21 protein-coding genes are annotated in these 22,123 nt (G+C 45.4%); 15 read left to right on the forward strand and 6 right to left on the reverse strand.

Features of this window, described 5'->3' with window-relative positions; all coding sequences use genetic code 11:
• Window positions 1-14 precede the first annotated feature (14 nt).
• The 3 genes from GM612_RS06360 (at window position 15) to GM612_RS06370 (ending at window position 3,057) form a co-directional block, all read left to right on the forward strand.
• The gene (locus GM612_RS06360; protein ID WP_155431549.1) at window positions 15-752 is read left to right on the forward strand and encodes an SDR family NAD(P)-dependent oxidoreductase; all 738 of its coding nucleotides are present in this window, start codon (window positions 15-17) and stop codon (window positions 750-752) included.
• 281 nt (window positions 753-1,033) lie between these two features.
• Window positions 1,034-1,885 (forward strand): DUF3737 family protein, encoded by an 852-nt coding sequence (locus GM612_RS06365; RefSeq protein WP_155431550.1) that lies wholly within the window; start codon window positions 1,034-1,036, stop codon window positions 1,883-1,885.
• The gene (locus tag GM612_RS06370; protein ID WP_155431551.1) at window positions 1,882-3,057 is read left to right on the forward strand and encodes a MalY/PatB family protein; all 1,176 of its coding nucleotides are present in this window, start codon (window positions 1,882-1,884) and stop codon (window positions 3,055-3,057) included. Before GM612_RS06365 ends, GM612_RS06370 begins: the two co-directional genes overlap by 4 nt.
• Before the next feature lie 141 nt (window positions 3,058-3,198).
• Here GM612_RS06370 and GM612_RS06375 read toward each other — a convergent pair whose 3' ends face one another.
• Both GM612_RS06375 and GM612_RS06380 read right to left on the reverse strand, forming a co-directional pair.
• Entirely contained in the window at window positions 3,199-3,594 is a 396-nt protein-coding gene (locus GM612_RS06375) for an iron-sulfur cluster biosynthesis family protein (protein WP_155431552.1), read from the reverse strand.
• A 110-nt stretch (window positions 3,595-3,704) separates the two neighbouring features.
• Window positions 3,705-4,535, reverse strand: coding sequence for an undecaprenyl-diphosphate phosphatase (locus GM612_RS06380; RefSeq protein ID WP_343031828.1), 831 nt, complete (start codon window positions 4,533-4,535; stop codon window positions 3,705-3,707).
• A gap of 299 nt (window positions 4,536-4,834) precedes the next feature.
• Between GM612_RS06380 and GM612_RS06385 the strand changes: the two genes are divergently transcribed.
• Window positions 4,835-5,383, forward strand: coding sequence for a TetR/AcrR family transcriptional regulator (locus GM612_RS06385; protein WP_155431553.1), 549 nt, complete (start codon window positions 4,835-4,837; stop codon window positions 5,381-5,383).
• A 197-nt stretch (window positions 5,384-5,580) separates the two neighbouring features.
• On the opposite strand, the gene GM612_RS06390 is transcribed toward GM612_RS06385, so the two are convergent.
• Both GM612_RS06390 and GM612_RS06395 read right to left on the reverse strand, forming a co-directional pair.
• On the reverse strand, window positions 5,581-6,156 hold the full coding sequence (locus GM612_RS06390; RefSeq protein ID WP_155431554.1) for an isochorismatase family protein: 576 nt from the start codon (window positions 6,154-6,156) through the stop codon (window positions 5,581-5,583).
• 25 nt (window positions 6,157-6,181) lie between these two features.
• Window positions 6,182-8,710, reverse strand: a complete 2,529-nt coding sequence (locus GM612_RS06395) for an AAA family ATPase (RefSeq protein ID WP_155431555.1) — start codon at window positions 8,708-8,710, stop codon at window positions 6,182-6,184.
• A gap of 212 nt (window positions 8,711-8,922) precedes the next feature.
• On the opposite strand from GM612_RS06395, the gene GM612_RS06400 reads away from it, so the two are divergent.
• From GM612_RS06400 to dltD, 11 genes are all read left to right on the forward strand, one after another.
• Window positions 8,923-9,177 carry a GlsB/YeaQ/YmgE family stress response membrane protein gene (locus GM612_RS06400; RefSeq protein ID WP_155431556.1) on the forward strand — a complete coding sequence of 85 codons (255 nt, stop codon included), beginning with the start codon at window positions 8,923-8,925 and terminating at the stop codon, window positions 9,175-9,177.
• Window positions 9,178-9,194: 17 nt separating this feature from the next.
• Window positions 9,195-9,332, forward strand: coding sequence for a hypothetical protein (locus GM612_RS06405; RefSeq protein ID WP_155431557.1), 138 nt, complete (start codon window positions 9,195-9,197; stop codon window positions 9,330-9,332).
• 381 nt (window positions 9,333-9,713) lie between these two features.
• A complete protein-coding gene (gene ahpC / locus GM612_RS06410; RefSeq protein WP_155431558.1) occupies window positions 9,714-10,277 on the forward strand; it encodes an alkyl hydroperoxide reductase subunit C in 564 nt (187 codons plus the stop codon).
• Between the two features lies 1 nt (window position 10,278).
• Window positions 10,279-11,832, forward strand: coding sequence for an alkyl hydroperoxide reductase subunit F (gene ahpF, locus GM612_RS06415; protein ID WP_155431559.1), 1,554 nt, complete (start codon window positions 10,279-10,281; stop codon window positions 11,830-11,832).
• Window positions 11,833-11,991: 159 nt separating this feature from the next.
• Window positions 11,992-12,693, forward strand: coding sequence for a response regulator transcription factor (locus GM612_RS06420; protein ID WP_343031829.1), 702 nt, complete (start codon window positions 11,992-11,994; stop codon window positions 12,691-12,693).
• Entirely contained in the window at window positions 12,683-14,065 is a 1,383-nt protein-coding gene (locus GM612_RS06425; RefSeq protein ID WP_155431561.1) for a HAMP domain-containing sensor histidine kinase, read from the forward strand. Before GM612_RS06420 ends, GM612_RS06425 begins: the two co-directional genes overlap by 11 nt.
• Before the next feature lie 488 nt (window positions 14,066-14,553).
• Window positions 14,554-14,700 (forward strand): teichoic acid D-Ala incorporation-associated protein DltX, encoded by a 147-nt coding sequence (locus tag GM612_RS06430; RefSeq protein ID WP_343031834.1) that lies wholly within the window; start codon window positions 14,554-14,556, stop codon window positions 14,698-14,700.
• A 20-nt stretch (window positions 14,701-14,720) separates the two neighbouring features.
• Window positions 14,721-16,217, forward strand: a complete 1,497-nt coding sequence (gene dltA, locus GM612_RS06435; protein ID WP_155431563.1) for a D-alanine--poly(phosphoribitol) ligase subunit DltA — start codon at window positions 14,721-14,723, stop codon at window positions 16,215-16,217.
• Complete coding sequence (gene dltB, locus GM612_RS06440) at window positions 16,210-17,424, forward strand: D-alanyl-lipoteichoic acid biosynthesis protein DltB (protein ID WP_155431564.1); 1,215 nt, start codon at window positions 16,210-16,212, stop codon at window positions 17,422-17,424. Before dltA ends, dltB begins: the two co-directional genes overlap by 8 nt.
• A gap of 12 nt (window positions 17,425-17,436) precedes the next feature.
• Window positions 17,437-17,670, forward strand: coding sequence for a D-alanine--poly(phosphoribitol) ligase subunit DltC (gene dltC, locus GM612_RS06445; protein WP_155431565.1), 234 nt, complete (start codon window positions 17,437-17,439; stop codon window positions 17,668-17,670).
• On the forward strand, window positions 17,667-18,920 hold the full coding sequence (dltD, locus tag GM612_RS06450) for a D-alanyl-lipoteichoic acid biosynthesis protein DltD (protein ID WP_155431566.1): 1,254 nt from the start codon (window positions 17,667-17,669) through the stop codon (window positions 18,918-18,920). Before dltC ends, dltD begins: the two co-directional genes overlap by 4 nt.
• Window positions 18,921-19,064: 144 nt before the next feature.
• On the opposite strand, the gene GM612_RS06455 is transcribed toward dltD, so the two are convergent.
• Together GM612_RS06455 and GM612_RS06460 are read right to left on the reverse strand one after the other, a co-directional pair.
• The gene (locus GM612_RS06455) at window positions 19,065-20,849 is read right to left on the reverse strand and encodes a glycerophosphoryl diester phosphodiesterase membrane domain-containing protein (protein WP_155431567.1); all 1,785 of its coding nucleotides are present in this window, start codon (window positions 20,847-20,849) and stop codon (window positions 19,065-19,067) included.
• Window positions 20,850-21,043: 194 nt separating this feature from the next.
• Entirely contained in the window at window positions 21,044-22,012 is a 969-nt protein-coding gene (locus GM612_RS06460; RefSeq protein ID WP_155431568.1) for an aldo/keto reductase, read from the reverse strand.
• Window positions 22,013-22,123: the final 111 nt, after the last annotated feature.

Genomic DNA, 22,123 nt, shown 5'->3' on the forward strand with positions numbered 1-22,123 from the left:
AAGGACAGGCAATTATGACAAAAACGGTATTAATTACCGGTGCTAATAAAGGAATCGGGTTTGAAGTAGCTCGACAAATGGGGCAAAAAGGCTGGACAGTTCTTTTAGGTGCCCGCAACGAAGACCGTGGGTTAGCGGCGGTTCGTCAGTTGAAAAACGAGGGTCTGAAGGTGGAATGGCTAAGGATCGATATGGATGATCTTGCCACCGTTCGAGAGGCTGCAGTTAAAGTGTCTGAGCAGCATCCAGAATTAAAAATACTGATTAATAACGCCGGTATTTCAGGCCATATGTCAGCCGAACCATTGGATGTTACCAATCAAGAACTCAAGGAGACACTGACCGTGAATGTTTTGGGCAACTTTGAAATGATCAAGGCTTTTACGCCGATTTTACGGCGCAATCATGGCCGAATCGTGAACCTGACAATTCCCGTTAACTATACCCGGTTCTGGCATCCTTTTAGCTACATCATCAGTAAGTCAGGGCTGAACCAGATGATCAAAATGGTTGGTCAAAGCTTTCGTAAACAGCACATTCCAGTGGACGTTTTTGGCATCATTCCTGGTGGCGTTACAACCGATTTAAACGGTCACATGAGCAATCCGCTGATGCACACGATTCCGGAGGGTGCTAGTGCCGTGGTGAAAATTGCCACCGATTCCCATCATCACCAAGGTAAAATCGTGACTGATTATGGGGCTACTAAATTGATCCAACGGCTGATTAAATCTAGGCGTGAGCACTCATAAGCTAGCTGATTGGAGAGCCTACCATCAGTATTGAAAACGGTTATTAGACTAAAATTCAGTTAGACAGGGCTACAGGGGGAACCGACTCTTTTTTAAGTTCAGGTTTCACTTGTTTTGTGTTGTTCTACGTTGGTCAAACGGGCTACTTGCCTTCGAGTAACCTTAAAGTAGTATAGTAGAGTATGTCATAAAAATGACTCCTGGCGATGATTGTGAGTTAGCTTACACTCATGGACCAAAAAAGAATTAAAAGATCAAGATTAAAAGTTGAGGTAATCAATTTGAAGGAAATTAATCAACAAGTATTCGAAGGCGAAAGAGCGCAGTTTAAGGCTCATGACCTCCATTTTCAAAACTGTACGTTTCAAAACGGTGAATCACCGCTGAAGCATAGTCATGATGTCACGGTGGACCATAACATTTTTAAGTGGAAATACCCGCTGTGGTATTCCGATAATGTCCAGGTCACTAATAGCACTTTGAAAAATGGCGCCCACGCAGGTATTTGGTACACCAAGCACCTGACCATGGATAACGTCATGATCGAAGATACCAAGACTTTCCGTCATATCAGCGATTCAAAACTCTCCAACATTACGATCAGTAACGCCGGTGAGACGTTATGGTGGTGTCAAAACGTCAAACTGGATCACATTACTGCGACCGGTGATTACTTTGGCAAAAACTGCGAAAATATCACGGTGGACCATTTAAAGTTGAGCGGAAACTATGCATTTGACGGCAGTAAAAATATCGAAGTGCATAACTCCACTTTTGAGACCCATGACGCTTTTTGGAATTGCGAGAACGTCACCGTTTACGATTCTACTTTGATTGGTGAATACTTAGCTTGGAACACTAAGCACATTCGGTTTGTGAACTGCTGGATTGAAAGTGACCAGGGACTTTGCTACGTCGATGACCTGCAGATGGAAAACTGTTCGCTGATCAATACCGACTTGGCCTTTGAATACTGTTCAAACATTAACGCTCAAATCGTTACTAAGATTGATAGCGTTAAGAACCCAATTAGCGGGGTCATCAGTGCACCAGCCATTGGCGAATTGATTCAAGACGACCCAGAAATTGATAAAGCAGCATGTCAAATTAACGTGAGGAAGGCGACAGCATGACAGATTTTTCCAAAATGATCGATCGTCGGCACTCTAATTCGGTGAAGTGGGACGTGGCTGATAATGAGTTGCCAATGTGGGTAGCCGACATGGACTTCCAAACCTTGCCTGCCATTGTGGACGCCATTGAAGACCGAGCCAAGAACGGAATCTTTGGCTATGAGGAAGTCCCGCAAGCGTATTTTGAGGCGGTTCAAAACTGGTATGCTGAGGAACACAACTGGCGGCCTGACACTGAGTGGATGATTTTTGCCACCGGGGTTGTGCCGACAATTTCGTCTTCTGTTCGTCGACTGACTAACGTTGGTGATAACGTCCTCGTTCAAGCGCCAGTCTACAATATTTTCTACAATTCCATTGTGAATAACGGCCGCCACGTGCTTTCCAGCGATTTAGTCCGCGATGATCAAGATGTTTACCACATTGACTGGAATGACCTGGAGGCTAAAATGGCTGAACCGCTGACAACGATGATGATCCTATGTAATCCGCATAACCCAGTTGGCCATATCTGGTCGGCGGAAACGCTGGCGAAGATTGGTGACTTGGCAGCTAAGCACCACGTCGTTGTTTTGGCGGATGAGATTCACGGCGATATTACCGCACCGGGTAAGGAGTACACGCCGTTTGCTTCGGTAAATAAGGTCAACGAACAAAATAGTGTCACCTGTGTCTCACCAAGTAAAACATTCAACGTGGCTGCATTGCACGCCGCAACGGTGATCGTTCCAAATGAAGCACTGCGTAGCGTGGTTGATCGGGGTTTAAATACTGATGAACTGGCGGAACCTAATTCGTTTGCAATTCCAGGTACGATTGCCGCCTACACTAAGGGTCACCAGTGGGTCACCGAACTCCGAGCGTACGTGGAGGAAAATAAAAACGTTGTGACCAAGTTTATCAACGATAATATTTCTAGTGTTCACGTGGTTCATGGTGATGCGACCTATTTGATCTGGCTAGATATCAGCGAAGTTGGAATGCCTGCGAAACGTTTAGGCCAGTTAATTCGAGAGAAGACCGGCCTCTATCTCTCGGAGGGCTCGGTATACGGCGGTGACGGTGATCAATTTTTGCGGATGAACTTAGCTTGCCCTAGACAACGCGTGCTTGATGGGTTGAATAGACTTGAAACGGGCATTAAAGCTGCCAAGGCGGCTATTAAAGCTTAGTTTTGTAATTCAAAGAGTGACAACATTTGTGATCTCAAAAGTGGGTTCCCCAAGAAATTTTGGGAACCCACTTTTGGTGTTACTCTAGTTATGCTAATTAAACGGGTGATGTCAAAAACTTTCTCTTATGCCGTTAATAGTTTAGCAATTCTTGATCTCAGCTGGAATACCTTCAGCAAAGGCTTCCAGGACTTTCGACCCGTCAGCAATTTGGACGTTATTATCCAGTAACTGACCGTTGTTGCTCAGTGACAGCATGGCTTTTCGGTAATCAAGCTTCAAGCCCTTTCCCAAGAAGTAAATATCGTAGTCAGAAGTGTATAATTTAAGACCGGCGTTATTTTCAACTGGAACGTTGTAATCAGGATCCGGTTGATCTAAAACAACTAAGGTAAACTTAGTTCCGATACTGCAAGCACCACCGTGCAAGGAGTATTTGCCACCAGCATCGTCAGTGATCAACGCCAGCGTTTTGTTCGTCAGTTGTTTAGCTTTGAGTTCAGTTATACAGTCAGGTGTAAGATAGATTTCAGCCATTTGAATTCCTCCTTTTGCGAGTGTCTCCATTACTTGGAAAGTAATGAGTCGTTCGTTAAATTCAGACTAGCACAATTAAATTGTGAATCCAATAAATGACCCCCAAAAATTTAATGATGAAGTATGCCAAAATAGCTAAACACCAGGATTCCAAGGATAATTCGATACCAGCCAAATAATTTAAAGTCGTTACGTTTAATGTAATTGAGTAGAAATTTAATCGATAAGTACGCGACGACAAAGGAAACCACGACCCCAGTGAGTAGGACGGCTAACTGAAGTTCTGAAAAACCGTTGCCATGGATGAGATATTTAGCAATTTTCAGGAAAGAGGCACCAAACATGGTTGGAATCGCTAAAAAAAATGAAAATTCTGTGGCAACGTAACGGGAGGTTCCCAAGAGAATGGCGCCTAGAATAGTCGCCCCAGAGCGGGAAGTACCCGGTACTAGTGATAAAACCTGAAACAAACCGATAAAAATTGCCATCCTAAGTGACAGAGCGTTAAGGTCGGTAAACTTCGGCACGCGGTTTTGGTTGATGTTTTCAATTACAATGAACAAAAATCCGTATATAATTAGGGTGGAAGCGATTACAGGCCACGTAGTCAGATGAGCATCCATCCAATCATTGAGAGGTAGACCAATGACGATGGATGGTAGTACTGCAAGGATAACTTTCAACCACAGTACCCAGGTTTGGTGCCGTTGCAAAGCCACTTTTTTGCGGGACCACGGATTCAGTTTATTGAAGTACAAAACGACGACAGCCATAATTGCCCCAAGTTGGATAACCACCATGAACATGTTGATGAAAGCAGTTGGTTGCTTGAGTCTGACAAATTCATCTGCGAGATACAAGTGCCCGGTGGAACTGATTGGTAGGAATTCCGTGACACCCTCAACGATTCCTAGGAAAATTGCTTGGAGAATTTCGATCACTATTTTCACACATCCTCTGCTTGATCTTTCAGTATTTATTTATTTTAGGGAAGTGGTGTGAAGCGCTTGTTTGGTTTGTGTAAAAGTTGTGTAAATATTGAAGAGGGTCTTCGCAAACTGTTTATAGTTTTTAAAATTTAGGCACATAATTTATTAGCTGTTCCCTTCGATACCAGATATACCATTTTGTCATAATTTAATGGCTATTTCGGTGTTGTTATCGTTTACAGTAGAACGTGGCCTGTTATATTATTTATATATCAATGTTAGAGAGCAACAACATCTAAGGGGGGTAAATTATGGTCTCGTATGCACGCTTACGAACGCGTAATCAGATAACGATAGCAATGTTGACCTTATTAAAAACTCACCGGATCGATGATATTGAAGTTACCCAAATTTGTGAAGCCGCACTAATCAAGCGCAGTACGTTTTACCGTTATTTTCATGACAAAATTGAAGTCACTGAGGCGGTTCTGGATAAGCTCTTGGAGGACTGGCAAAATGCTGGTCATGGCGAGCGCACGCCAGCCGAAATTGCAGATTTTTTTATGGACAATTACGACGTCTTTTCGCACTTGCAAGTGGACGCCAGTAGCCGGCACTACGCAGATATTCAAAAGATTTTACAGCGTTGGATCATGGCTCGAATTGGACAAAGAAAAAAGTTTACGCAACCGGTTATTGAGCGCGTCAGAAGAACGCACGACCCCATGTTATCAATTATCTTTCTCCTTGATGGCACGTTTGGAGTCTTGGCGCAGGCAAATTTATCAAATCAGCGTGACCGACTCAGGGTCAAGGCGTTTTTGATGGAAGTTGTCGAAGGCATCCAGAATTATAAGTAAACTTTATTTATATTATGGAAATAAAAGTGCGAGGAAGAATTAGAGTAGATAAAGGATTCTTTCCGGATAATTTTATACAAAAGGCGTGATTTCAATTTGAAATCACGCCTTTTGTATTGGTTTGAAAGATAGTTGCTTTATTCAGCCACTTTTAGCGGGCTTTCTGAAAATATCGGGTATTTTACCGAGATGAATTTTCATAAATGCTGCAACAATTTGTCACTCTCCGTTACCCAACCGATTCGTGGGAAAATTTTCCTGAAGAAGAAGCGGTGACTCTCTGGATCCCGGTCAGCACAGGCGTCTTCCACTGAGATGACACGATAACGGTGTTCATAGGCGTCAAAACCAGTGGCGTAGACACCGTTGGAAGACGAGACCCCGGTCAAAATGATCGTGTCGATACCTTGCCGTTGAAGCTGAACTTCTAGATCAGTTCCGAAAAAGGCGCTGGGATTATGTTTAGTGACTGTGATCACGTTGGTTGCGGAATCATCGTGAGCGATCGGCATCATTAGCCGTGCTGTATTTGGCGACAGTGGTGGCTTCTCGAACCCATTCGGAAACGGAAAAAGGTTTTGGACGTCTGGCATATTGACGGTCACTTGGACGATCAAGATGGCTGTGTTCTTAAGCCGGTTCGCGAGTTGATTATTGACTGCCAGCACTTCCGCAGATGTGCTGGGACCAATCGTTGGGGCTGCCAAAATATTATCCTGCATATCAATTGCAATGTAAGCTGTTTTAGAAGGTTCAATCGTTGGTAATGCCATTATTTCACTGCTTTCTGCTTGTCGTTTAAGCGTCCTCTGGTTCACCAAACTTTGACCAATGTTTCTGCAGATAGTCAACGGTTAGGCTGCGATCAGATTGTTTCACTAGGTCCAACGGTTTGCCAGTCGCGACGATGCGGCCACCAGCTTGACCGCCGCGAGGCCCCATATCGATTAGATAATCGGCATTTAACATCAGATCCACATCATGAGTGATGATTAGAATCGTTGCACCCTTGATCCGTAAGCGGTCGATGATCTGCAGCAGGGTCTGGACGTCTAGCGGATGCAACCCAATGGAGGGTTCATCGAAGACGAATAACGTGCCAGCCTGACGCTTTGTGAGGTGGCTGACTAGCTTGAGGCGTTGAGCTTCGCCGCCTGACAGGGTCGGTGTACTTTCACCGAGGTGCAAGTAGGCCAGACCAACCTCTTGCAGCTGCTTGAGCTGACGTTCGATTTTCGGCACGTCCTTAAACACGGGAATCGCTTCTTCGACGGACATTGAAAGCAGGTCAACGATCGAATAACCGTGCCACTTGATCTGTTGAATGTCATCCTTATAGCGGGTCCCGTGGCAGACGGGGCAGACTTCTTCCATGTCCGGCAGGTACTGAATGTCGAGCGTGATCGTACCTAAACCACCGCAGTTCGGGCAGGCACCCTGCTTATTGTTGTACGAAAAGTAGGCGATGCCGTAGTGGCGTTTCTTAGATTCGGGCAGCGCCGCAAACATGTGGCGAAGTGAATCCATGATGCTGGTGTAAGTGGCCAGTGTGGAGCGGGTATTTTTACCGACGGGCGTCGCATCCACACTGACAACGTCTTGCAGGTCGGTCTGCAAGTCAGTCACCTGTGCAGGCAGTTTGTGTTGCTGCTTACGTGCTTGGATGGCAGGAACCAGACTGTCGAGGATCAGACTGGTTTTACCAGCTCCAGAGAACCCAGTAATGGCGGTGACTTTGTTATCTGGAAATGCAGTTGAAACGTGGTGCAGATTAAAGTAATCACTGACGGTGATGTGCGTTGACTTGCCGTTTGCCTTTTTTGCGGGGTGCTTCTTTTGCAGAATGGCCGCTTTGCCAGCCAGAAACGGGCCAATCAGTGAATGGGGGTTGTGGACCAGTTCGTTTGGCTGTCCCTGAGCAATCACTTGACCGCCTTCATCACCAGACCCCGGGCCAATTTCAATCACCCAGTCGGCGGCGGCAATAATATCAACTTCGTGGTCGACAACGACCAGTGAATTACCCTGAGCGATCAATTCACGAAAGACGTTGATCAGACCGTGGATGTTATCGGGATGTAAGCCAATCGACGGTTCATCCAGCACGTAGAGGACACCAGTAGTTTCGGTTCGCAGTGTCCGAGCAAGCTGAATTCGCTGAAGTTCCCCGGTCGACAAGGTGTTACCGCTTCTGGATAAGCTTAGGTATTCCAGGCCAAGTTCCAGTAGGGGCCGCAAATTATCCTCCAGTTCGGTAAATAAGATCTCTGCCAGATGGTTCATGTTTTCAGGCAGGGATTTCTTAGTCTTAGTTTCCCAGTCGGCTAACTGGTCAAGCTGCATGTCTGCGACTTCAGCAATGTTTTTACCACCAACTAACTGCTTTAGCCGTTCCGGATTTAACCTTGACCCATGACAAGTTGGACAGGTCGAAAAGTGGTAGAACTGGTTAATACGGGCAATGGACCGTTCATTTGTCGAATTCTTCGCTGAGTCTTCTACGGCAGCGTAGGCGTTTTCGTAGAGTGCGTTATCCATGTGAAATACCCGGCCGGTGCCAGTCGTGAGATCAACTGGATAAGTCTTCGATTCACCGTGCAACACAATGTCTCGCTCGTGTTCAGTCAGATCCTTATAAGGCACGTCGGTTCGAACGCCAAGCGTCGCCACAACTTTTGGCATAAAATTACGGCCTGGCAGGTGCCACGAACCGACCACGCCTTCGTCGATCGACAGATTTTCGTCACCGATCAGTTTGGATTCGTCCAGTTGACGGACCACTCCCAGACCGCCGCAAGTTGGGCAAGCACCGGTAGAGTTAAACGAAAAGTCCTCCGCGCTTGGCGCCATAAAGCGGACCCCACAAGTTGGACAGGTCAACATTCCCATGTCGTCGCCAGCCAGATCCATAACTTGAGCGATTTGAATCGTTGACGGAATGCGGTGACCATTGGGACAAACCGGTGAACCTAACCGCGAAAAGATGAGGCGGATGACGTTAAAGGCCTCGGTCAGGGAACCCACGGTCGAACGCTCCGATGGAATACTTGGCCGCTGACGCAGTGCCAAAGCCGAGGGAATATGCTTGACTGACTGAACCTGGGACTTTTTATTTTGCGCAATTCGTCGCCGGGTGTAAGTCGATAAAGCGTCCAAGTAGCGCCGGGATCCCTCAGCATAGAGGATGCCCATTGCTAGCGAACTCTTTCCCGAACCAGACGGCCCAGAAATGGCAACAAATTTATTCAATGGAATATCAACGTTAATGTTCTTTAAGTTATTAACGCTGCCACCACGGACTTCAATGTGATCTATAGGTTGTACCAAATGTCCACCTGACTTTCTGAATAGTTGAATAATTCTATTTTAACGTAAATTCAATTGAGGTGAAAATGATGCGACTAAACTGTATTTTACATAAACGCTTAATAATCGATTACATAAAAGAATTATTATCATATTTGTGTCCTTTTTTGAAGCAGTTTGATATGATTGGTATATAGATGAAGGCCACCTCAAAAATGACAGGAGGGACTCTTATGGGATTTTTATGGTCACTAATTGTTGGCGCCATTATCGGCGCGATTGCTGGCGCACTGACGAATCGCGGCCAGGCGATGGGTTGGATCGCCAACATTATCGCAGGCCTGCTAGGTTCAGTTGTTGGGCAGGCACTACTGGGCTCTTGGGGCCCGCAGTTGGCAGGGATGGCGCTGATACCATCAATTATTGGTGCGGTCATTTTGATCCTGATCGTATCGGTCTTTTTTGGGATGAAGCGCGATGAATCGTGACGAAAGGTGGGACAATGATGGACGCATTACAATCGGTGTTTAAATTCATGATTGCCAGCACGTTAATTGTGGGTGGTGTTCTGGTAGGCGGCACCGTTTTTGCCGCTAAAAAAGTCAACACTCTTGGCGATAAATTACAAAAGAAGCTGCATTAAATTAGACTTGAACCGCACCGATGCTGGGTGCGGTTTTTATGTGGTCAAGCTGGCAAGAAAGATGACGTTCTAATGGGTGCTGGACGTTAAAGAGTATTTTAAGTCAGCTATCTTAATCTGTTTCGTGAAATGCAGTCCTCTAAGGTTCTAAACTATTAATATCTTCAGTAACTATCGATAAGTTTAAACGTTAGAAAATTGGCAGTCATTAGATATCATTGCGCCGATCAAAAAGTGTACAACAATGGCTAGCCACGATTAAAATTCGGTATAAAAGGGGCCAGAAAGACCCTAATTTGAGAAATTCTAATTTGCCCTTTAATTTAGAAATATTCTATTGTACAATGTCATTGTAGTAAAAAATTCTGAGGAGGAATTCACATGAGTTTAGTAGGAAAACAAATTGAGGAATTTAAGGCACAGGCGTATCAAAACGGCAAGTTTATTGATGTTACAGACGCTGATTTAAAGGGTCATTGGAGCGTTGTGATGTTTTATCCAGCCGACTTTTCGTTCGTCTGCCCAACCGAATTGGAAGATCTGCAAGATCAATATGAAACCCTGCAGAGTTTAGGGGTAGAAGTTTACTCCGTTTCTGAAGATACTCATTTTGTCCACAAGGCATGGCACGATGAGTCGGATGCGGTTGGCAAGTTAAAGTACGCCATGATTGGTGATCCATCGCATCAATTAGCCAAGATGTTTGACGTCTTTGACGAAGAACAGGGTCTGGCACAACGGGGCACGTTCATTCTAGATAAGAACGGTATCGTTCAATCCCTTGAGATCAACGCTGACGGCATTGGCCGTAACGCTTCCGAATACATTGACCGGATCAAAGCGGGTCAATACGTTGAATCACATCCTGGTGAAGTCTGCCCTGCAAAGTGGAAGGAAGGTTCAGAAACCTTGACGCCCGGCCTCGACCTCGTAGGTAAGATTTAAGATGCTGGATGATAAATTAAAACAGCAACTCAGTGCCTACCTGCAGTTACTTCAACAACCAGTAGTCTTCACGCTTGATGCTGGCGATTCAGAAAACGGGACCAAGGTTCGCGACTTTTTAAACGAGGTCGTTGCGCTATCGCCAAAGCTGTCGGTGGTAGAGGGCTCACTTAAGCGGCAGCCCAGTTTTACCGTTGACGCTCGGGGAGCTGCGCCTTCGGGAATCACCTTTGCGGGGATTCCATTAGGACACGAATTTGAATCGTTTGTTTTGGCACTGCTGCAGGTTTCTGGACACGCACCAAAGATTTCAGATCAGGTCAAACAACAAATCGAGGCCATTGATCAAGACCTGCACTTTGAAACCTTTGCCAGTTTAAGTTGTCATAACTGTCCTGACGTCGTTCAGGCACTTGATATCATGAGTGTTTTGAATCCTCACATTACGCATACCATGATCGAAGGCGGTATGTTTCAAGATGAAGCGGCAGCTCACGATATTATGGCTGTTCCAACGGTCTTTTTGAACGGTCAGGAATGGCATAATGGGCGTGCTACCCTAGAACAGTTGGTTAACAAAGCCCAGGGTAAGGCGGCCGTAGCGGCTGTTGATGAAAGCGTATCTGCTAAGACGTTTGATGTTTTGATCATTGGTGGTGGCCCCGCAGCCGGCTCAGCAGCTGTTTATTCAGCACGTAAGGGACTAGCAACCGCGGTCGTGGCTGATCACATGGGTGGCCAGCCACTGGAAACGGTGGGCATTGAAAACCTGATTGGCACCGACTATATCGAAGGTGAACAGCTGATGCAAAATATTCAGGCTCAGATGTCCAAGTACCAAGTCACTTTGATCGATGGTCAAACCGTGACGGGCCTCATTGGCGGGTCACCCGTTCAGGTTAATTTGAAGGGGGATACTTCGCTGAAGGCCAGAACGGTGATCATTGCCACGGGTGCCCACTGGCGCAATGTCGGTGTTCCAGGCGAAGCTGAATTTCGCAACAAGGGTGTGGCCTACTGTCCGCACTGTGATGGTCCACTTTACAAGGGTAAGAACGTAGCTGTGATCGGTGGCGGCAATTCCGGTGTTGAAGCGGCCATTGACCTTGCTGGTATCGCGAAACACGTTTCAGTGCTAGAGTTCGCGCCCAGCATCTCAGCTGATGCAGTGTTGACCAGCAAGGCACAGTCGTTAACTAACGTTGATCTGATCACCAACGCTCAAACGACCAAGATCGAAGGCGATGGCCGGGTCACTGGCCTGACCTATGACGATCGTTCGAATGGCAATTCACACACTTTAGCAGTTGATGGCGTGTTCGTCCAGATTGGTTTGATTCCAAATACCGACTGGTTGGGCGATTGCCTGAATCTGAATGCTCAAGGTGAAATTGAGATTGATGAAAAAGGTGCTACTAGCCTACCAAATGTATTTGCAGCTGGTGATTGTACTAATTCCGCCTATAAGCAAATTGTGATTGCAATGGGCTCTGGTGCCACTGCAGCACTTGGCGCGTTTGATACCCTGGCACGACAGGTTGCCGTTGAAGAATAACCTGCGATGCAAATTTTCAAAAAAGCGTTAAGAATCATCATTTGATGGTGCCTAGCGCTTTTTTTCATGGTATATCTGAACGTGGCTCTTATTGAGATGGTTTAATTAGGGAAAATATTAGAGTTAAAAATTGGGTGTTTCAGCAAGGGAGCGTTGGAAGTGCAAGTCACTATTTTACTGGTTGAGGATGAAGCAGGTCTGAGGTCGTACTTAGAATCAGAATTAAAATTTGAAGACTACACAGTGATTTCAGTTTCGAGCGGTGAACAGGCGCTGGCAACTTTTAAAACCAGAGCAAGCCAGTTATCGTTGATCATTTTGGACTGGATGTTACCCGGCATTGACGGTTTAGGTGTTCTACGTCGGTTAAGACGGCATTCTGATATTCCAGTGATCATGATGACCGCTCGTGACTACGTTGGCGACAAGGTCTCTGGCTTGGATGCAGGAGCTGATGACTACATTACAAAACCGTTTGAGACCGAGGAATTATTGGCGCGGATTCGGGTAATTTTACGGCGAAATGTGCACAAAAACGTGACTGATCCAATTTACCGGGTTGGATCCTTATCCTTAGATACTAAAACGCGGCAGGTCTTTTTCGAAAATGATGAAGTTCAGCTCACACAACGTGAATTTGAATTACTGCTGACGTTTATGAAGCGACCTGAAGAAGTTTTGACTCGTGATGAACTACTAGATCTCGTTTGGGGTCAGAGCTTTGATGGTCAAATCAATATCGTGGACGTGTACGTACGGTACCTCAGAAATAAATTTAAGGAACACACTGATCGACAGCTGATTGAAACAGTTCGGGGTGTTGGTTATCGGTTAGAGGCGGCGTCAGAACATGAAAAATAGGTTATTTAATACCAGTGCGTGGCGCATTACTCGCGTCTATGCTAGCCTGTTAGCTGGTATTGCCGTCATTTTGAGTCTGGTCATTATTTCAGTGGTCGGCGTTAAGCAGTATGATGCACAGAAACAAAAGGCCATCGGGATTGCTAGAGCACTTAAACGAAGTGAGATCAGTACGAAAGACGATTGGCTCTGGTGGCGCGCTGGCAGTTCAACGAATAATCATCATACGTTTATCCGGCTCAGACTGATCAAAAAGAACGGTTCAGAAAGTTATCTCTATTCGCCGAATACTAAAAGGTTTCTCACGAGGGCTCAAAAAAGCAAGGGGAAAAAGGTTTCAATGAACGTTTACTATTCTCCTAGGACGGGTTTTTATTACCATGCGAAGAGTTTGCAGTCAGATAGTTCGTATGCTGCGATCCACTACGATGTTTGGGTTGAGTTAAACGGCGTCCTTAACTTACTCTGGCTGCTCATTCGGCTCATTTTGCTGATCACGTTTATTTTTCTAGTTCTAGGCACATGGGTGATCTATTTGTTAGCACGCCGCCTCAATCAGCCATTAGTCCAACTCACTAAAACCACCAAAAAGATTAATCGTGATCTGTCGGATCAATACCAGTCGCAATTACCCGTTCCTCAATCACCGCAGGAAGTGCATGATTTGAGCGTGGAGTTCAACCACCTATTACGCTCTTTAAGTGACCAAGCACAGGCGGACCGACAGTTTGTGTCAAATGCATCGCATGAGTTAAAGACGCCGATCGCAGCGATTCGGGGTCACGTGTCCCTGATTCAACGTCGTGGTCGATCACACCCAGATATCATTCCGACTTCTTTAGCCTTTATCGATCAGGAATCGGGAAGAATGCAGAGGTTGATCGAAAGCCTATTGCAACTTTCGCATGCTAATCAGCTCGAGCTGAAATTTGAGCAAGTCAATTTAAGTGAGCTAATGATTCAAATGGTGGCCGAATTGGGGTCAACTTTAAACCGCAAGATCGAGGCCACTATCCAACCAGATGTCTTGGCAGTGACTAATTCCGACAGTATTCGTCAAATTTTGACGAGTTTGATGACGAACGCTCAAAAGTATTCACCAGCTGATCAGCCGATTGGACTGACGATGAACGCCACTGGTCGAAAAATCATGCTGACGGTTTCCGATTTTGGCCGTGGAGTTTCTGATGAAGAAAAGCCCCACGTTTTCGAGCGCTTTTACCGAACCAAAGCGGTTCGCAATCAGGTTAAGGGCAACGGTCTTGGCCTAGCCATCGTTTATCAGCTAGTGCTGTTAATGCACGGTGAGATCAAGGTTGAAGATAACGTGCCCAACGGTGCCTGCTTTACAGTGACCTTGCCCCAACAATGAAGCACGATACCACTTTTTAATTTTGAAACATTAAATTAGACTGGCCATGAGCAATGACTCAAATGGTGACCAGATAAGGTACTACTAGGTGAATTTCCAAAATCGGAAGTTCATCTGGCAGTACCTTATTTTTTATGTTTGAGCGACTGACTACTGGTTTTGAACGCCTCATCTCCCAGTTTTACTCAAAGTTAAGGTTTGGTTCAAGCCGTTCATTTATAAACAATTCTCAGAAAAGTCCCCGCGCTTGGCCGTTTTAATGATTGATCTAAATGCCTGTTTAAAGCGGTTTGAAAGCATGATTGATTAAGAAAATACCCTTGGATAGCCTGTCCGTGGTGTGCAACATCTTCTAGTTTATGAGTTTTTCTCATCCTACTTTCTTATTTTATATATAGTAGCTTCTAAGAGCATTTTCTACAATGTTTCTAGTGATTAAAAAAGGGGTGCTTCTTTTGCAGGATAAAAGCTCAAAAAAAGATGATCAAGTGATCGATGCGTGGATCAAACGGCATTCCAGCCTCGTTTATTTTGGACTGAAGGTCGTCTGTTACACGGTGATTCTACTCGCCCTGATCTACCTCTATGATTATAACGGGGTCACCAGCGGTCACTTTATCTATAACGAATTTTAAATGAATGGAAGTCAGCAATCATGATCAATAATCTTATTCAAGCCATTTCAAATCAGGCTCATCAACACCCACAGCGAATCGCGTTTGACTACCTTGGGCAAACGGAGACCTACGCAACACTGGAGCAGCAATCAAGCCAACTGGCGGCTTGTCTGCAAGAATCCGAATTAGACAATGGTCCGATTCTGGTATTTGGCGGTCAGACCTTCGATATGCTGGTAGCCTTTCTTGGCAGCGTAAAAGCTGGTCGGGCTTTCATCCCAGTAGATGTTAATTCTGCTCCTGATCGGGTAGTTTCCATCCTGGAAACCGCGCAGCCTGCTCTGGTCATTGCAGTTGAGCCGTTGCCGGTTCATGTTAAGCCACGGGTTTTAAACTTTGATGACCTGCAAAGCATTTACCGAACTTTTGAGCCGGTTTCTAAGGATGTTGACACTAAAGGCTCAGACGTTTTTTACACGATTTTTACTTCAGGGACAACTGGTAATCCTAAAGGTGTTCAGATCAGCCATACCAATTTATTGAGCTTTGTGAATTGGATGGATGATTGGGTAGATTATCAGCAGCAAAACGTTTTACTCCAGCCTTCCTTTTCCTTTGATTTATCGGTGATGGCGATTTATCCCACGCTAGCCAACGGCGGGACGTTGAAAGTTTTGCCAAAACAGAGTACGGATAATTTTATGTTAATGTTTGCTGCACTGCCCAAAATGAAGCTGAACCTATGGATCTCAACGCCTTCACTGATCGATATCTGTCTGTTAGACCCCAATTTTGACCAGCATCATTATCCGGACTTAAAAACGTTTATCTTTTGCGGTGAAGAGTTGACGCACCAAACAGCGGCAAAGCTAAAGCAGCGATTCAGTGATGCTCATATTTACAACACCTATGGACCTACCGAAGCAACTGTTGCGGTCACTCGTGTCGAAATTACAACGGCGATCCTAGCGAAGTATGAGCGGTTGCCAATTGGGTATGTTAAACCGGATACCCAGATCTTAATTGATACTAATGCCCACGATACTAAGGGTGAGCTATTGATTTGCGGTCCAAGCGTGTCTAAGGGTTATTTGAATAATCCAAGAAAGACCGCCCAAGTATTTGAACACCCTGGTCAATACCAACTCTACCGCAGTGGTGATCTTGGCTATTACGAAGATCAGCTGCTGTTTTACAACGGCCGAACCGATTTTCAAATTAAATTAAACGGTTATCGCATTGAACTGGAAGAAGTTAACCATTACCTGGCAAATTTGGCACTGATCAAGCAGGGCGTAGCAGTGCCTAAATATGACCAGAATCATAAGGTTAAACAGCTAGTAGCCGTTGTTGTGCCGCAAGAATCGACGGCTGCTGATTCAACGTTGGTCAGCTCTTTAAAGCAGCAGCTAAGCCACAATATTATGCCGTACATGATGCCTCAACGGTTCATCTTCAAAGACCAGTTACCGCTTAGTGCAAACGGTAAGGTCGATATTAAAGCCTTGATTGCGGGCGTAAACGTCAATGATTAATTTGCAACCGTACGCCAGTCCGACCTACTTCATTCTTTTGATCATCACGCTGTTGCCGGCCATGATTGCACTGTACTATGGCAGGCGTTTGCAGATATACGAAGCGGTGTGGACATTTGGCTTCTTAGTTTTGACATTTGGCGGGAATAAGTGGCATCAAGGGCTGGCTTTGATTTTCTACGTGATTTTCCAGTTACTGTTGATCCTGTTGTATCAGCGTTATCGCAAGCAGCACAATAGCACCGTGGTTTTTATCACAATGGTACTGTTGAGTATTTTACCGTTAGTTTGCGTTAAATTAGCAGCTGGTCTAGCCTTACAAAAATTATCATTCCTGGGCTTTTTAGGGATCAGTTACCTGACATTTAAAACTGTTCAGATCATCATGGAACAGCGTGATGGGACTATTAAAGCGATTCGGGCACGGAATTTTTTGCGGTTTCTGCTGTTTTTCCCAACCGTTTCGTCAGGTCCAATTGACCGGTTCAGACGGTTTCAAGCCGATGTGGTTAAGCTTCCCGATCGCGATACCTACGCGCGGATGTTAGACAAGGGCACCCAATTTCTATTTCGGGGTTTTGTGTACAAATACATGCTGGGATATTTATTTGGCACCCTGTGGCTGCCAAAGATAGCGCAGCTGGCGATGGCTCATCGTCAAGCTTTCCACGGCCTCGGACTGTCCTGGTCGTTGCTGTTTTATATGTATGATTACAGTATGTACCTGTTCTTTGACTTTGCCGGTTACAGCATGTTTGCAATCGGTATCAGTTACTTTTTGGGAATCAAGACGCCCCAGAACTTCAACGCGCCGTTTATTTCCCACAACATCAAGGATTTTTGGAATCGCTGGCACATGTCATTGTCATTTTGGTTTCGGGACTTTATTTTTATGCGGGTGACGTTTTTTATCATGAAGAAACGCCTGATGAAAAATCCCGTTCGAATCTCCCAGGTAGCCTATTTGATCAACTTTTTGGTGATGGGCTTTTGGCATGGTCTAACCTGGTATTACATTGTTTACGGGCTTTTCCATGCGGTGGCCATCATTTTGAATGACGTTTGGCTCCGGTTCAAGAAAAAGCATCTGAAGGGCTTACCGCATAATTCATTGACGGAAGGTATAGCTATCTTCATCACCTTTAACACGGTTTGCTTGAGCTTTTTAATTTTCTCTGGTTTCTTAAATACACTCTGGTTCAGATAGGAGAAAACACTAATGAATAATGAAAAAAAGATTCTTCAAATTTTAAATGAGTTAACTGGTACCGATGTTTCAAACAAGCGCGACGATAACCTGTTTGAGACTGGTTTAATGGATTCAATGGCTTCGGTTCAGTTAGTCGTTGACTTGGAGGAAGCCTGCCACGTAACGATTCCCATTTCGGAATTTGACCGCAATGAATGGGATACCGCTAATAAAATTATTCAAAAGGTTGCGACGTTACAATGAAAAAGAAACACACACTGTTGCTGGCTATCGCACCGGTGATCATTGCGCTTGGTGTGGTGGCCATGCTGCTCGGAATACCCCGCAAGGCAAAACACTATTCCCAAAACCAATTGGAGCTAGCCTCGATCTCCTTGGCCTACAACGTTTTTAAAGGGCAATCGATCAAGACCCAAGCCATGGATCACGGCTATGTGCCGTTTTTTGGCTCATCAGAACTGGCTCGCTTAGATTTCACCCATCCGAGTGTTTTAGCCGCTAAGTACCATCGCCCATACCGGCCATTTTTACTTGGACGTGCAGGCACGCAATCGCTGGCTCAGTATTTTGAGATGCAAGATATGCTGCCACAATTGCATCATCGAAAGGCCATCGTGATTGTGTCACCGCAGTGGTTTACTAAACACGGGCAGCTCAGCCCGGCCTTTAAAATATTTTACTCGCCGTTAGCGACTACCAGTTGGCTACTTAAAGCTAAGCCTAGTCCTACTGACCAATATGCGGCAAAGCGCTTATTAGCCATGCACTCACAGGCAAATAAGGGCGTCATGGGTTCAGCCGTCAGGCGGATGGCGACCGGGCATTCAATTACCGGCAGTCAGCGGCAGTACCTCCAATTCCGGTCCAAAATGCTGCACAATGAAGACCAACTGTTTGCGCAACTAAAAATCATCAACAAATTACCAAGGCTTCATAAACAAGAGCGACGGTTACCTGCTACCTATAATCGGGCGCAGTTGTTCCGGTTAGCAAACCGAATTGGTAAACGTTCAACCGATAATAATCGCTTAGGCATTGACAAACAGCTGTACAAAAAGCGGCTCAGTCATGGTCGAATCAAGCACATGAGAAACCGGCAGATTCATTATGACTATCTCCACTCACCAGAGTACAGCGACTTGGAACTACTGCTGAGTACGTTTAAACAGCAGGGGACTGACGTGATGTTTGTCATTCCGCCGGTGAATGGGAAATGGGCGCGCTACACTGGTTTACCAATGAAGATGATGGCCCAAAACACCAAAAAGATTAAGCAGCAACTACAAAGTCAGGGCTTTGATCAAATCGTGGATCTGAGCCGCGATGGTAATAAGCCGTACTTTATGCAGGATACGATTCATTTAGGCTGGCAGGGTTGGTTAACCCTGGATCAGCGAGTGAAGCCATTCTTGGAGCAACGACAAACGAGGCCCAAACTCCATTTGAACAACTATTACTTCAGTAAGACTTGGCAGAATAAAGTCGTTAAATAAGTTATCTAAACCGCAGTTGAAGTTCTCAGACACTGACGGCAGGGCGATAACTGGCACCTAGGTCTCAGTAAACACTAAACGCTACTAGGCAATTTTTCAGTACCGGAAGACTTGTCTAGTAGCGCTTTGTGTTAGTGACCGTCATTAATTCAGTGGCAGATTAGAGGATGGAACGTCGATAATGTAATCTTCCAGCCGGGTAGCATAGGTTGGGTGATTCAAATTAGCATTCACCGTCCTTTTAAGCTGCGACAAATTGTCAGTGATGATACCATTGACACCCTGAAACAGAGCGATTTGGACGGCGTTATCTGAATCGACCGTCCAGGCATAGACGCGCTGATGCCGCGCGTTAGCCTGATCCACGAAACTATCGGTCAGTGTGGTGTACTCCATGGTGTAGGCGTTGGCCTTGGTGTGTGGAAAGGACAGGTTGTACGGCAGAATAAAGCTGACAAACTGCTTTGGGTCCTGCTTTTTCAGCCCTTTGATGACTGGATACGACAGTGAATGCACCTCATCGTGATCCCGGCGCAAGCGCTTACCGTACCGCTGAACAAACAGTTTTAACATATCAGGAGAATCGTGGGAAGTCACTTTGATCTCCACCAATAATTTTTGGTGCAGCTTTTCAGCGGCTGTCAAATACTGATTGAAACTGGCCACTTTAGCTGCGTAGCCGTTTTCTCTTGCCGTCAATGACGTGATCTGTTTTAAGGTCATTTGATATGGATCCTGATTCACGCCAGTCAAGTTTTTTAAATTATTATCGTGCATGACCACGAATTGGTGGTCCCTAGTCTCATGAATATCCATTTCAACGTAGTCGGGGTGTTCACGGCTAGTTTTTCTTAATGCCGGAATGGTATTTTGCACGCCATTACCATTGTCAACGCCACGGTGTGAGATCTCCAGTGGGCGGCTGACCGTCAAGCCCTTCAAGTAGATAACGTTAAAGCCAACGATGCCCACTGCGACCAATAGAATGGCTGCTACGGTAAGCACCCGTGGCCGGCGGCGTTTATGAATGAACGGCGAGCGTTCAACGTTTGAGATAATAAGATCTGACATCAAAATCCGCATCAAGCCAAACGTCGAGAAAATCAGTACGAATTGCGAAACGATTTGAATGAACACCATGTTGAGAATGGCTACTGGAAAAGCGATTGGATAGAGCCAGTGATCAGCTAAGCTTTGCCCGCCGATAATCAACAAGTAGCAGATTGCACCGAAGACGGTGACGGTAACTGACAGCATTAAAATACTGAGGAAGTAATCCCAGGTGTGATGGTGGGTTTTATGCCAACTGTCGGTGATTGCTTGCCGGACGGAGGTTTGGCGGATGACCAGATTAGGCAGCACGAATAGTAAGCGCAATCCAAGGTATAAAACCAGCAGGTAAGCGATCACCAATAATGCAGTTAACCAGACTTTTGATAACATGAACGTGATGATAAAGTCGGGGATCTTAACTTTTGCTAGTAGCGCAGTTTTGAAACCAATCCCGGCAAATGGCAGTATCAAGATAAAGTAACCAAGAAAAAAGAAGAATGATGACACTGATAGCTTCGGGGTGAGTGATAAAGTATCGCGGATGATCGTGCGAAACGCGAAGCCGTGCTTTGCTTTAATATCGTACATACCAAGCATCAAAAAGGAAAATTGCCAGTAAATAAACAGCAGTGCCAAAACTAAAATGAACAGTAACGCCAGCGTCGTAAAAGGGTGATCCAGTAAAATATTGCCGATATTGGTATACGACACGTAATCGACACCGCCGATGTCAAGTGTCGTCGAGGTTAACCACCCCAGAAATGGAATCAGCAGTAGACCGATGACTACGTTGATCCCTAAAATTAGCGCAGTATAGGCCACCCAATTCTGGAAAAAGTCCTTGCGAATCGTGTTGATCAATCTGAGATGTTTCATCTGTCATTACCCCAATCATCGATATTCCTACTGGGTCTATAATACCAATTTAAGCGGTGTTTGGCAGGGAAAATTGTCACTCTAAATACAATTGAATCAATCACGATACAAACCAAAAACTCATCAGTCAAGAAGCTTCACTTGGAAGCTTCTTGACTGATGAGATCTGATTTAAAGCAAATATGATGTGTTATTTACAGCGATTTTAACTGCGATAGAACGGCTTGTGGCAGATTCAGTTCAGCTGCATGTACTGCATCATCAATGTAGCTAACTTTGCTGGCACCAAGTAGGGCGGTGGTGATACCAGGAATCGCCAGTACCCCGGCAAAGGCCAGTTGAGTCATTGAAATGCCAGCGTCATCGGCAATTTTTTTGAACTTGGTGACCCGTTTTGAATCTTCATCATTAAAGTATTCTTTGATCAGTAAAGGTTCACCGTGAGCGGCCCGGCTATCTGCCGGCATTGCCCCGTTCAGGTACTTGCCGGTTAAAACGCCACGGGCTAGGGGACTGTAAGCCAGAAAACCGATCTGTGAACGCTGTGCTAGGTGCAAAACGTCAGCGTCATCGTGGTCTGACAAGATGTTATAGCGGTTTTGCAACGAAACCATGGGGTTCAACCGGCGTTCTTTAATGATTTCCAAGGCCCGGGTCAACTGTTCTTCATTATAGTTTGAAACTCCATAATAGCGAATCTTGCCAGCATCCACCAATTCACTGAGCGTGGTTAGCGTTTCTGCTAGCGGGGTGTTGTTATCAAATAGATGCGCTTGATAAAGATCCAAGTGATCGGTTTGCAGCCGTTCGAGTGAGGCATCGATCTGCTGGGTGATATGCTGACGGGAAAGGGTGGGATTGCTCATCACCGGATTGGTGTTAGAGCCAACCTTAGAAGCTAAAATGACCTTGGAACGGGCACCGGGATGCTTTTTGAACCAGTTGCCAATAATGGTTTCCGAGCTGCCATCACCGTAGGGCGGTTTTTCGTCTTGACCAGGGCCGTAATAGTCTGCGGTATCAATTAGGTTGATTCCAGATTCCAGTGAGTGATCCAAAATGGCATCGGAGTCTTCTTCTGAGATCCACCGGCCAAATGCCATGGTGCCTAATCCGATTCGCGTCACGTTTAATGAACTACTACCAAGTTTTTGAGTATTCATATTTGCTGCCTACTTTCTTGAATGTTGAAACGTATCATCACAGCTATATTTGACTTAGTTGAAATTTTGATCACTCGTTTAAAGCATGATTCATTATCAATGCTAAGCTTA

The organism is Secundilactobacillus folii (genome assembly GCF_009720675.1).
Lineage (GTDB): Bacteria > Bacillota > Bacilli > Lactobacillales > Lactobacillaceae > Secundilactobacillus > Secundilactobacillus folii.

Coding starts and splice junctions, on each gene's coding strand:
- GM612_RS06460 (WP_155431568.1), bottom strand. CDS start 22,012: ATGAATACTCAAAAACTTGGTAGTAGTTCATTAAACGTGACGCGAATC.
- dltA (WP_155431563.1), top strand. CDS start 14,721: ATGATCAATAATCTTATTCAAGCCATTTCAAATCAGGCTCATCAACAC.
- GM612_RS06425 (WP_155431561.1), top strand. CDS start 12,683: ATGAAAAATAGGTTATTTAATACCAGTGCGTGGCGCATTACTCGCGTC.
- GM612_RS06375 (WP_155431552.1), bottom strand. CDS start 3,594: ATGGCTGAAATCTATCTTACACCTGACTGTATAACTGAACTCAAAGCT.
- dltB (WP_155431564.1), top strand. CDS start 16,210: ATGATTAATTTGCAACCGTACGCCAGTCCGACCTACTTCATTCTTTTG.
- ahpC (WP_155431558.1), top strand. CDS start 9,714: ATGAGTTTAGTAGGAAAACAAATTGAGGAATTTAAGGCACAGGCGTAT.
- dltD (WP_155431566.1), top strand. CDS start 17,667: ATGAAAAAGAAACACACACTGTTGCTGGCTATCGCACCGGTGATCATT.
- GM612_RS06390 (WP_155431554.1), bottom strand. CDS start 6,156: ATGGCATTACCAACGATTGAACCTTCTAAAACAGCTTACATTGCAATT.
- GM612_RS06405 (WP_155431557.1), top strand. CDS start 9,195: ATGGACGCATTACAATCGGTGTTTAAATTCATGATTGCCAGCACGTTA.
- ahpF (WP_155431559.1), top strand. CDS start 10,279: ATGCTGGATGATAAATTAAAACAGCAACTCAGTGCCTACCTGCAGTTA.
- GM612_RS06370 (WP_155431551.1), top strand. CDS start 1,882: ATGACAGATTTTTCCAAAATGATCGATCGTCGGCACTCTAATTCGGTG.
- GM612_RS06360 (WP_155431549.1), top strand. CDS start 15: ATGACAAAAACGGTATTAATTACCGGTGCTAATAAAGGAATCGGGTTT.
- GM612_RS06385 (WP_155431553.1), top strand. CDS start 4,835: ATGGTCTCGTATGCACGCTTACGAACGCGTAATCAGATAACGATAGCA.
- GM612_RS06400 (WP_155431556.1), top strand. CDS start 8,923: ATGGGATTTTTATGGTCACTAATTGTTGGCGCCATTATCGGCGCGATT.
- GM612_RS06455 (WP_155431567.1), bottom strand. CDS start 20,849: ATGAAACATCTCAGATTGATCAACACGATTCGCAAGGACTTTTTCCAG.
- dltC (WP_155431565.1), top strand. CDS start 17,437: ATGAATAATGAAAAAAAGATTCTTCAAATTTTAAATGAGTTAACTGGT.